At 43.2% G+C, this 12,170-nt stretch carries 8 protein-coding genes; 6 read left to right on the top strand and 2 right to left on the bottom strand.

Annotation, left to right across the window (positions count from 1 at the left end; genetic code table 11):
- Window positions 1-80: 80 nt before the first annotated feature.
- Both KS2013_RS05335 and ansA read left to right on the top strand, forming a co-directional pair.
- The gene (locus KS2013_RS05335) at window positions 81-1,385 is read left to right on the top strand and encodes an amidohydrolase (RefSeq protein WP_068990807.1); all 1,305 of its coding nucleotides are present in this window, start codon (window positions 81-83) and stop codon (window positions 1,383-1,385) included.
- Window positions 1,386-1,481: 96 nt separating this feature from the next.
- Window positions 1,482-2,495 (top strand): asparaginase, encoded by a 1,014-nt coding sequence (gene ansA / locus KS2013_RS05330; RefSeq protein WP_068990805.1) that lies wholly within the window; start codon window positions 1,482-1,484, stop codon window positions 2,493-2,495.
- 44 nt (window positions 2,496-2,539) lie between these two features.
- Here the strand turns inward: ansA and KS2013_RS05325 are convergent, their stop codons facing one another.
- On the bottom strand, window positions 2,540-2,860 hold the full coding sequence (locus tag KS2013_RS05325; protein ID WP_068990804.1) for a YeaC family protein: 321 nt from the start codon (window positions 2,858-2,860) through the stop codon (window positions 2,540-2,542).
- A gap of 229 nt (window positions 2,861-3,089) precedes the next feature.
- Here KS2013_RS05325 and KS2013_RS05320 point away from each other — a divergent pair, with 229 nt between their 5' ends.
- Entirely contained in the window at window positions 3,090-4,295 is a 1,206-nt protein-coding gene (locus KS2013_RS05320; protein ID WP_068990801.1) for an HD-GYP domain-containing protein, read from the top strand.
- Window positions 4,296-4,436: 141 nt separating this feature from the next.
- A complete protein-coding gene (locus KS2013_RS05315) occupies window positions 4,437-6,314 on the top strand; it encodes a cation:proton antiporter (protein ID WP_068990799.1) in 1,878 nt (625 codons plus the stop codon).
- Window positions 6,315-6,390: 76 nt separating this feature from the next.
- Here KS2013_RS05315 and KS2013_RS05310 read toward each other — a convergent pair whose 3' ends face one another.
- Window positions 6,391-7,707, bottom strand: a complete 1,317-nt coding sequence (locus KS2013_RS05310; RefSeq protein WP_068990794.1) for a hypothetical protein — start codon at window positions 7,705-7,707, stop codon at window positions 6,391-6,393.
- Between the two features lie 156 nt (window positions 7,708-7,863).
- On the opposite strand from KS2013_RS05310, the gene mfd reads away from it, so the two are divergent.
- Both mfd and KS2013_RS05300 read left to right on the top strand, forming a co-directional pair.
- Window positions 7,864-11,316 carry a transcription-repair coupling factor gene (gene mfd / locus KS2013_RS05305; RefSeq protein WP_068994415.1) on the top strand — a complete coding sequence of 1,151 codons (3,453 nt, stop codon included), beginning with the start codon at window positions 7,864-7,866 and terminating at the stop codon, window positions 11,314-11,316.
- 99 nt (window positions 11,317-11,415) lie between these two features.
- On the top strand, window positions 11,416-12,162 hold the full coding sequence (locus KS2013_RS05300; RefSeq protein WP_068990790.1) for a CsiV family protein: 747 nt from the start codon (window positions 11,416-11,418) through the stop codon (window positions 12,160-12,162).
- Window positions 12,163-12,170 lie beyond the last annotated feature (8 nt).

The following is a 12,170-nucleotide window of genomic DNA, read 5'->3' as shown; positions in this document are numbered from 1 at the left end:
GTCCATTTTACAAGGACTTGCAAGTTTGCATTATGTGGCGAAAGTCTGTACAAAAGTAGTTTCAAAACTGGAGGACACTTATGAAAAAAGTACTTATCAGCGTACTACTGTCAGCATTTTTACTGCCAGTAGCTGATGCACAAACTGAGCAAGAGATTAATGCTGCTGCAGACGCTCTTGAGCAGAAAGTCATAGACTGGCGTCGTCACATACACCAGAATCCTGAATTAAGTAACCGAGAGTACGAGACCAGTAAATACATTGAGCGACACCTAAACTCGCTAGGGCTTGAGGTTAAAACCGGGATTGCTCATACAGGTGTAGTGGCCGTTTTAAAAGGCGGTAAACCGGGACCAGTTGTCGCATTAAGAGCTGATATGGACGCACTACCAGTTAAAGAACGTGTTGACTTACCTTTTGCTTCTAAAGCTGTGGGTGAGTACCTGGGAAAAGAAGTCCCAGTAATGCATGCCTGCGGTCACGATACACATGTAGCTATGCTAATGGGCGTCGCAGAGCTTCTGACTGGTATGAAAGATGAGTTGCCAGGTACAGTTAAGTTTATATTCCAGCCCGCAGAAGAAGGCGCACCTCCCGGTGAGGAAGGCGGTGCCGAACTGATGGTTAAAGAAGGTGTATTAAAGAACCCTGATGTTGATGTTATTTTCGGGCTGCATATCTCAGCTGGCACCGATGTCGGCGATATCAACATACGTAAGAAAGGCATCATGGCTGGCTCGGATGATTTCAAAATCACAATTAAGGGCAAGCAGGCACACGGCTCTACCCCATGGGACTCTATTGACCCGGTGGTTACTGCCAGCCAGATTATTAACAGCCTGCAAACCATTGTCAGTCGCCATATGCCAATAACCCGTCAGGCGTCCGTGGTTACGGTTGGCACAATAGAGGCTGGCGTCAGATCAAATATTATTCCTGAAACAGCCGAAATGACTGGCACCATTAGAACCTTGAGTACTGAAGATCGAGAGAGAATACTAGGTCTGGTTAAAAAGAAAGCGACTCTGGTTGGTGAGTCAATGGGAGCTGAAGTCGATGTTAAAGTACCCTACTCGTCTTCCTACCCTGTAACCTATAACAATCCGGAGTTAACCGATCAGATGATGCCAACTTTAATGGAAGTTGCTGGTGAGGATAACGTCAATATCATTCCACCGATAACCGGAGCTGAAGACTTCTCATTCTATGCCAGAGAAATTCCAGGTGTATTCTTCTTTATTGGCGGCAAACCCAAAGGCTTGCCCGCTTCAGAAGCAGCGCCTCACCATACGCCTGACTTTTACATTGATGAGTCAGGTATGAAGCTGGGGGTTAAAGCTTTATCTCGTCTGGCTATTGACTACTTGAACGCAAACTCCAAATAACTCTCTGCATCCAGCGGTGATAGAAGCTTTTTATCTCCGCTGGTAACCGCTATACTTCCCGCCTGAATAGTCTCGTAAGTAATTGGGAATCCAAATATGGAAAAAAAGAAAGTCTACATAGCGTACACAGGTGGCACCATTGGCATGAAACCCAGTGATAAGGGCTTTGTACCTCAAAAAGGCTTTCTTAAAGATACGCTCAAAAGTTTTCCTGAGTTCAATCATCCGGATATGCCAGAGATAACGGTTCATGATTATGAAGAGCCTATTGATTCAGCCAACATGTCACCCAAAGACTGGCATCACATCGCTGATGATATCGAAAAAAACTATCAGGATTATGATGGTTTCGTCATCCTACATGGTACTGACACCATGGCTTACACAGCCTCTGCATTGTCATTCATGTTAGAAGGTCTACAGAAGCCTGTTATTTTTACTGGCTCTCAAATACCGCTGACTCAGCTGAGAACTGACGCCCGGGATAACTTGATTAATTCGGTCTATCTGGCTGCTAACTACCCAATTCCTGAAGTCAGTTTGTTTTTCCATGATCACCTGCATAGAGGTAATCGTACGCTTAAAACGGATGCTGACGGTTTTGCAGCCTTTAGCTCCCCTAATATGCCACCTCTTGCCAGTATTGGAAGCACTATCAAGGTTCGTGAGCATCTGATTTGGCAACGCAAGCATAAAGAATTGACTGTTCGTCATTTTAATTCGCCCAAAATAGCCATACTGACTTTGTTTCCGGGTATTTCAGAGGAGCTGGTTCGAGATTACCTCAATCAAGACATTGATGGAGTGGTACTGCAAAGTTATGGTGCAGGAAACGCGCCTGTTAATAACAAACCGCTGATGAATGCCATCCGGCAAGCAACCAGCCAGGGTAAAGTTATTGTCAACTGTACTCAGTGCTTAAAAGGCTCAGTCAATATGAGTACCTATGAGACAGGTAAAATACTGATGGATGCAGGCGTAACTTCTGGTTTTGACATGACGACTGAGGCCGCACTGGCTAAACTTTACTATCTGTTTAGTCGAGGTCTGGATGTCGAGAGTATTCGAAAAAATATGGTGGTCAGCTTGAGAGGAGAACTAACCAATTAAAACTTAAGCAATCAGCTGCGCGATTCATTGTGATAAACAAAATGCTAGTCTTTGCTTTTATTTGGAATAATCAAATCAGGGTCCACAGTAATACCCATGTTTTGTTTCTTGTCTTTTTCACCTCTGCCTGGGTATTCCTGTCTTATCTTCTTTCCTGTTACCAGCTCGCCATCCTTTGTAATAGTAAAGGGCTCATCTACGGACTGATTTAATTTAGCCTGATAAAGCATGATAGCCTGTATACACGTTTCTTTCTGTTCTTCAGATAATGGAGTACCATCAGGCCACTTACCAGTTTCAACAGCACTGGTGAACCGCTCAATCATATCTGGAGTCAGGTTTTCTACAAATTGTGAGTAGCCCATACAAAAGACCTCAAGCTGAAATTGGGGGCAATTATGCAAAATTTTGAACCAATTATCCAGCAAATGATTATGTCTTGTCGTACACAGCTGAGTTAATGACAAGCACCGGATCAGCGACCTGAATAAGCACCAATATTTTGTTGTTTAGCATCATTTTTGTGATATAGTTAACAATTATTATTGTGATAGTTCACAATATTGGGGTCCCACTAGAGAGATTGGAAATACAATGGCGCTAATAAAAGCCAAAATACCAGCTGATTGTATCGATATCGGTATGTTTGTCGTTGAACTCGACAGACCATGGACCGACGTGCCTCTTGCATTCCAGAAATTTGAAGTCTCCTCCGAACACGAACTCAAAGTATTACGGGAATACTGTAAATACGTATACATTGAAATTGATGCTTTTCTCTGGGAAAAGAAGAAGCAGGAGCTGAATAAGCAAGCTGGTGGCCCGACTCTTCCTGAAAATACTCCAATTCATCACGAATTACCGCGTGCAGCCAGTACTTTTGAGTCAGCAAGGGAACTTGCCATTGAGTTATTTGAATCTGCAAAGCTTGGCTTAAAAGTCGATATTAAGGTTTGTAAGCAAGTTGTTAATAGTTGCATTACCAGTATTCTTTCAAACGCAAACGCCCTTTTCTGGTTGACACGAATAAAAGACAGAAATCAGTTCACAGCCGAACATGGATTGCGCGTCTCCATTCTCTCTATTGCTTTCGGTAAATACCTCGGTATGAAACGGGAAGACTTGGAACTCCTAGGCTTATGCGGACTACTACATGACCTGGGTCAAAGCCAGATCCCTCAGGATATCGTGGATAAAAAAGGGCCTTTGAATGAGGCTGAATATCGTGTCATGCAAAAGCATAGCATGCTAGGCTACGAACTTATCATGCACGATAAGGACATAGACCCAGAGGTAAAGGACGTCATCAAAAATCACCATGTTCACTTTAATGGTAAGGGCTATCCTAAAGACTCTCTGCATCTGCCTCTTAGCCAAAACTGCCGTATCGTTAGCATTATTGACGTATACGACATAGTCACCAGTGAAACACCTTATAAATTGAGTCGCTCGCCTCGTGAGGCACTGACAATTTTATTCGAACAGCGAGATAAACAGTTTGATGGAAAACTCGTGGGTAAGTTTATTCAGATGATGGGTATTTATCCTCCGGGTAGCTTGGTAAGAATGTCGAATGGAGAAGTTGGGATCGTAATCTCTACTGACAGCAAGCATAAGCTTCAGCCTAAAGTCGAACTGGTACAAAATAAGAAAGGCGCTCTTAAGCGTTCGATCATCATAGATCTTAAAAAGTCACCCAAAGATCACCTTGGTGAGGAATACAAAATCTCCGCCTCACTTCCAGATGGAGCATTGGGATTTGATATGCGTCAATACATACAGTCAACTCATAACTGCTAGTCCGAACTTCGACACATAATCACTGTAAAATTATAGCTTTTACTGGACAGCAAGCTCCATGTCTATCATCATACTACCCATTGAATTATATAGTCGTATGCAAAACGAGCACTTCATAAAGGACTATCAAAGCCCAACATTATGCTAACACTTGATCTTGCCCTGATTTTATCCGGTATCCTGGCCCTTGGCATTGGTGCCCAATGGCTCGGATGGTACCTCAAACAACCTTCGATTCTTTTTTTGTTACTGATTGGTATCATCATTGGCCCTATCCTGGGACTGTTTAATCCAGATGAAGCTCTTGGGGATCTACTGTTCCCGTTTATCTCCCTTGGTGTAGCAGTAATTTTATTTGAAGGCTCTTTAACCCTCGAGTTCCATGAAGTGAAAAGTCATGGCCGGGTGGTACAGATGCTGGTGTCAGTAGGCGTGCTGATAACTATCATTATTGTGTCTGTGGCAGCTTATTTCCTGTTCGACATGGATCCTAAGATTGCAATCCTATTTGGTGCCCTTGTATGTGTTACTGGTCCCACAGTCATTGTTCCAATACTGAGAAGTCTCAGACCGAATAAAAACATCAGTAACATTCTCCGCTGGGAAGGTATAATTATTGACCCGATTGGTGCCATTGCCGTCGTACTGGTCTATGAATATATTATTTCAGGGGGATCAGGTGATCACGCACTATTAGTCTTTGGAAAAATACTATTAGTAAGTATTTTAATTGGACTAATTGGAGCCTATATCCTTGCACAGTTGTTCAAAAGACACTTGATACCAGAATATTTACGTAATGTCTTCGCTCTTGCTTACGTACTCCTGCTGTTTTCAATATCGAATCACATTGAACACGAGTCAGGCCTACTGACAGTAACCATTCTTGGTGTTGCACTAGCTAACTGGCCAAAGTTTGAAAAAGAAGATTTGCTGGATTTCAAAGAGTCATTGTCATTGCTATTAATTTCTGTACTCTTTATCGTCCTCGCTGCCCGCCTTAATCTAGATAGCCTGATGTCCATTGGGATTCCCAGCCTAATTTTATTGGCCGTAGTTATGTTTGTTGCCCGCCCTATTTCCGTCTGGACTTCAAGCATTGGTTCAAGGTTAAAGTTTAATGAAAAATTGATGATTAGCTGGATAGGACCTAGAGGTATTGTTGCGGCAGCCATTTCATCACTATTTGCCATAAAGTTGGCTGAATACAACCTTGCCGGTACTGAGTATCTGGTACCTTTGGTCTTCGTCGTAATAATCGGTACTGTATTAATTCAGAGCCTGACAGCAAAACCAATTGGTAATCTGTTAAAAGTACGGGAAACTTCTGATAACGGCGTGCTGATTATCGGTAGCAACCCAGTTGCTTTAAAGGTTGCTCAGTCGTTAAAAGATTCAGGTTTTGATGTCATCATGGCACACAACAACTACACCAACATTTCTCGTGCACGTATGGAAGGAATCAAAACCTATTTCGGTAACCCGGTTTCAGACCATGCCGACAGGCATCTGGATCTTGTCGGTTTTGGTCATTTATTTGCCATGAGCATGGACCGTGAGCTGAATACTCTATGTGAAATTAATTATCGTCACGCCTTTGGAAAGAAAAATATCTATCGCCTAAGGTATAACGATGACAAATTCAAAAACGAGCGTCAGGACCGAAATGAGTATTGGCAGTCACCATGGCTATTTGGTGAAAGTATTAACTATGGCAAACTGGCAAGCATGATTGCCAATAATGCAAAAATTAAAATCACCAACATTACTGATAACTACAGCTATGAACAGTACCGTGCAGATAATAAAAACTATGTGGCACTGTATATGATTGATAAAAGTGGTTCACTGAAGATTTTCTGCTCTGAAACTGGTGAAAACATTCCTCGCGGAACCAAAATTATATCCTTGGTAATTGAGCCTGAAGATAAGAAGAAAGTGCCTAACGAAAAACCAAGTAAAACTGGTCAGAAAAAACTCAAGGCATTGGCGGAAAAAGAAAAGAAAATTGATGATTAGTCATTAATATCTGATGCTCAACCAGGCCATGACAAAAACACTACTGGTTGAGCATATATGAGTTAACGGTAAAAGCTTAATAGCCGTCTGCAAATAATACCGTCTGAACACCTTGCACTGTCCAATCTCCATGACTGCCATTTGCTAAAGGCATTCTAGAGTAAAGCCTGTTACCATTTTTATCGCGTTCTGAATTAAGAACTTTTACCATTTCCTGAACCAGATTGCTTGCAGCGATCTGGGTTTTCCAAGAGCGATAACCCTCAGGCCAGCCAAGGGTATACTGCCTCGGACGAGTGCCACCATAGCCTGGAACCGTTCCAATATCAGGAAACCTTTTATCGAGAGATTCAACACCTGCTTCTGCTAATAAAAAATCAAGTCTTGAAATGATTGAGCTTGCAACTCTGCTACACCACCAAACCATTGGCAAACGTCCCTCTTCTCCATCAAGGTAAGACGTAGCAGCTGATGCCAGGAAAGACCAACCGCTATTCATTTTAGCGCTGGAGTCAAAGTCTTCAGCCAGTGCGGTTTGAATGACCTTGTGAACATTATCCAAAGTCACCCCTTTTTGAGGAGTGCCACTCACATCAAATAGTTCGATAGCTGTCTTTACTGCCATTTCTCCCCACTCCTTATCCCAGGAACCACCAGCATCGACCGTTTTAGCTAATTCAGTAGCACGATAATATAGTGGATCAATCATCGCCTGATATAATGTGTAACCAATTCTGGGTTTAGGCCAGAAAAAAGCTGATAACCGGTTATCCCAACCAGCCACGGCATCACCAGATGGCTGCTTCAGATAGTATGCTTGATAAGGTGCGTCATCAATCCACTGAACAAGCGCTCGTATAAACTCTTCATCGCTAGCATCTGCGTCAGGAACATATGGTGGATAAGTATCTTCACCAATCAACTCAATTCCCTGATCATCTAACACCACTGGATCACTTGAAGGAGCCTCAATATCCGCCTGAACCCTGGCCTCAGCATAATTCATAAAATCATCCTGAACCACAAAGGCCAGACTGTCCCAGTATTTTACAGCTTTATCACTTAAGCAAACCGCATCAATAGACGTTTCATCGTTTTCACTGAGACTCGTTAACTCAAGCCATTCGGAGTAAGTTTCTACAAACTCAAGGCTAACCTGGCTAGAGTTTCGATAAGCCCAGGGAACCATCATTCTGGCAAGAACCTCAACTGAAAATCTTTGTTTCCGCCGAATGAGAGCACTGAGGGTATCTGAGCTCTCCCCTAACGGCATCTTTGCATACTTCCATTGAGTGGGATGATCAGAAAAACGTTTAAACCATACCTTCCATCCGGCGATGAACATGGTTGGTGTCACTGAAAAGCCTTCCGCTTGCTTAAAAGAAATGTTCATAAAAACCTATTTAATTGCTTTTACGATTGATTACAATACCTTATCCAGAATCCAGGCTCTGTGCAAATTGTTGTTCAAATACTATTAACCTAGAGCTAAGATCGATATAATTCGCCAGCGATTCGACCAAAAGAGACTGTGCCAAAAGCCAAAGTCATGCTATTAGAACTCCCCCAGATTAAACAAAAATCGAATTTTATAAACCACTGGCAAGGATTGTCAGGCTCCAGTCGTGCACTTGCTTTGGCGGAACAGGCAAGACAATTTGATAAACCTTTGATTGTCATCTGTAATGATGCCCCACAAGTATGGCACTTGCAGCAGGAAATAGAGTTCTTTTTAGGCAAAAGTCATTCGGACGAACATACAGAAATACCGGTATTCAGTTTTCCTGACTGGGAGACACTGCCTTACGATAACTTCAGTCCACACCAGGACATCGTTTCGCAACGACTCCTGACACTATATCAGCTCCCGCGCTTGAAGCAGGGTATTGTTCTCATCAGCATGAGTACTTTATTACTGCGTCTACCTCCTCGTCAGTACATAGAACAGAACAGCTTAATCATGCACACAGGGCAAAACCTTGATATGCATGAAGTCAGAGCTTTGTTCGAGCAACATGGCTATCACTCCGTTAACCAGGTCTACTCACACGGAGAATTTGCTGTCAGAGGATCGATTCTTGATGTATTTCCCATGGGGTGTGATAAACCATTAAGAATCGATTTTTTCGACGACGAGATCGATACAATTCGATATTTTGATCCCGAAAGTCAGTTATCAGATGAAACGATTAATAAGTTCGAGCTGTTGCCGGCCAAAGAATTTCCGCTCGACAAAACTGGCATAGAAACATTCAGGCAAAACTTCCGTAGTACTTTTGACGTTGATCTGCAACGTGTCTGGCTATACCAAGAAGTTAGTAATGGTAATGCTCCGGCGGGGATTGAGTATTATTTACCACTATTTTTTGAGGGAGTCAGTACATTGTTTGACTACCTTCCGGATGGCAGTCTACTGTGCTCCCTGGGCCGACACGATTCAGCCATCGAAGACTACTGGTCGGAAATAACTGAGCGTTACGAGCAGAGACGCCATGATATCGAACGGCCCATACTCCCACCTTCAGAGCTATATCTGAATGAAGATGAGTTAAACAGCTTACTCAAGGAAACGTTCAGAATCCGTCTTGAGCCATCTTCACCAGCTGACTCGAATATTACGCAACCGATCCCTCAAATGCCAATAGAACACAAGGCATCGGATCCAGCCCATCATCTGCGTAACTTCCTGTCACACTGGAAAGGTAAAGTTCTAATTGCTACGGAGTCCCCGGGGCGTCGCGAAGCTTTAAAAGATTTATTGGAACGCCATGATATTGCAGCGAGTACAAGTGCCAGCTGGCAAGAAACCATTAAAAACATTACTCCTAAAGCTCTGGAGATTGGTGTAGCACCGCTGACCCAAGGTTTTGCTATTGGCAACCTCGCCGTCATTACTGAAATGGAGCTGTTTGGCGAACAAGCCATCCAGCGCCGCACAACAAATAAAGACAATAAAGCATCTATTCAGGCTGAAGACGTCATACGCAATCTGGCTGAACTTAAGGAAGGCGATCCTGTAGTTCACGTCGAGCAAGGAATTGGACGCTACCGAGGACTTGAAAAACTAACCAGTGGCGATCTTGAAGCTGAATACCTGATGATTGAATACTCAGGAGGAGATAAGCTTTACATACCTGTACAGTCGCTGCACCTCATCAGTCGATATTCTGGAACAAACCCAGAGCTTGCCCCCTGGCATAAACTCGGTAACGAACAGTGGGATAAGGCAAAAGCTAAAGCTGCGGAACGAGCACGAGATGTTGCGGCTGAACTGCTGGATGTATACGCCAGACGGGAAGCAAAAGAAGGCCACGCTTATCAGCTGGACGAGTCAGAGTATAATCGCTTCTGCAGTGAATTCCGATTTGATGAGACTCCCGATCAGGTAACCGCTATAAACTCAGTTATAAGAGATATGTGCGCACCACAGCCAATGGATAGACTTATTTGTGGCGATGTTGGCTTTGGAAAAACCGAGGTTGCATTAAGAGCTGCATTTATTGCTGCAAACAGTGGGAAACAGGTTGCCATGCTGGTACCTACCACCCTTCTCGCACAACAGCATTTTGAGACCTTGAGTGATCGATTCGCCGACTGGCCAATTAAGGTAGCTGCTTTATCTCGCTTTGCCACAGCAAAAGAGAATAAAGCAACCTTAGAAGGACTCAAAAACGGGACCATAGATATTGTGGTTGGTACGCATAAAATCATTCAGCAGGATGTAAAGTTTAAACGTCTTGGCTTATTGATAATTGATGAAGAACATCGTTTTGGAGTTCGCCAGAAAGAGCAACTTAAGAAATATCGCACCGAAGTTGATATCTTGACTCTAACCGCTACACCGATACCTCGGACCTTGAATATGTCGATGTCAGGTATGCGTGACCTATCTATTATTGCCACTCCTCCGGCAAAGCGGCTTTCAGTAAAAACATTCGTGCGCGAATATAACAAACCTCTTATTCGAGAAGCTGTCCTCCGAGAAATTTTGCGGGGTGGTCAGGTTTACTTCTTGCACAATAGTGTCGAAAGTATTGAACGAACCGCTAAGGAGCTTCAGGAGCTACTGCCTGAAGCGAGAGTCAATTCAGCCCACGGCCAGATGAGAGAGCGCGAACTGGAACAGGTAATGCGTGACTTTTATCACCAACGCTTTAATCTGCTTGTATGTACGACCATTGTAGAAACGGGTATAGATAACCCTAATGCCAATACCATGATCATTAATCGTGCGGATAAATTTGGCTTAGCCCAACTTCATCAGCTACGAGGCCGGGTAGGACGTTCCCATCACCAGGCTTACGCTTACCTGCTGACACCAGCAGAACGTAAAATTACCCGTGACGCAGAAAAGCGACTCGATGCTATCGCTTCTCTCGAAGATTTAGGTGCGGGCTTTACACTCGCCACACATGATTTAGAAATTCGTGGTGCCGGAGAGTTACTTGGTGAAGAGCAATCAGGCCAGATGCAGGCAGTTGGATTCAGTCTATTCATGGATATGCTTGAGCAGGCAATCAAAGATATAAAAGACGGCAAAGAACCTAGCTTGCAACAAACCTTAAGCCAAAAAACGGAAGTGGAGCTCGGAGTTTCAGCCATTATTCCCGATGACTACATTGGTGATGTGGCCACACGACTTTCACTGTATAAACGAATTGCCAGTGCTAAGACGAAAGATGAGCTCGACGCGCTTCAAATAGAGTTCATTGATCGTTTTGGAATATTACCTATAGAGCTTAAGAATTTGTTCGCCATCAACGAACTCATTCTCGAAGCTCAGCCTTTAGGAATCGGTAAAATAGATCTGGTTCACTCAGGTGTCAGAATCCGGTTTAATCAAGACAGTCCGGTCGATCCGACGAAGTTAATCAAGATGATTCAAATGAACCCTGCTTTATACCGCTTTGAAGATAGCGTTGTTCTTAAAATTTTAACCGATGAAGAAGAGTTAAAGCCATTACTCAAAGCAATCCGACTGGTTTTTGAAAAAATACAGTAACTAATTAGCTCTGGGTTTCTATCAAAATCATGGTAAACTCAATGCTTATTCACGGATTAACGCCACTGAATTTATTATAAATATCAAAGACATTACAGTATGTTAAAAACTTTAATTAGCTTTGCAATATTATTTGTGACTACTTCGGCTCAAGCCCAGAGTATTTTCGATATCGAAATTGTATTCTTCAAGAGAATTAATGAATTGCACCTGCAAGGTCAGGAAACTGCTATCCCTTTAGAAGCAGAAGCAGAATACTTCCTCGGTAATGATATTATTGAGCTACCTCCAGAATACACTGTCTTAGAGCGGAGCCAGCAAAAGATGGAAGGTGTTTACCGTAGGCTAAAACTTACTAGCGATATGCGCCCCCTTCTCCATATTGGCTGGCGCCAGCCACTTTATGATAAAGATGAGACCCCATGGCTTGGTTTTAAAATCGAAGATGAGCCTGGGCAAGAAGGTTTACAAGAATTCCAGGGGCTAATTCGCTTTAGCCGTAATCAGGGCTTACTCATCGAGAGCCAGGTCATTGGCTACCGTCAGGATGAAACGCCGGCCGAAATACAGCCTGATAGCTCAGAAGAAGTAACCAGTGAGAAGAATCAGAACGAACCAGAACTGGACCTACCCTTCACTACTGCGGAAGAAAAACCTACGGTGGACAGTCAAACCTTCCAAGAAAATCTGCAAATTCCAGATGAGCTTCAGGGTTATTTTGAAATGTCTGAAACCCTGAAAGTTAAATTGGATAAACTCTATTATATTGATCACCCAACAATGGGAATACTGATTAAAGTCACCCCTTATCAAGCCAGCCTTGAAGAACAAAGAGCTATAAATTAATCTCTTTA

This window comes from Kangiella sediminilitoris (assembly GCF_001708405.1).
Taxonomy (GTDB): domain Bacteria; phylum Pseudomonadota; class Gammaproteobacteria; order Enterobacterales; family Kangiellaceae; genus Kangiella; species Kangiella sediminilitoris.
This window is presented reverse-complemented; position numbering and strand designations above follow the sequence as displayed.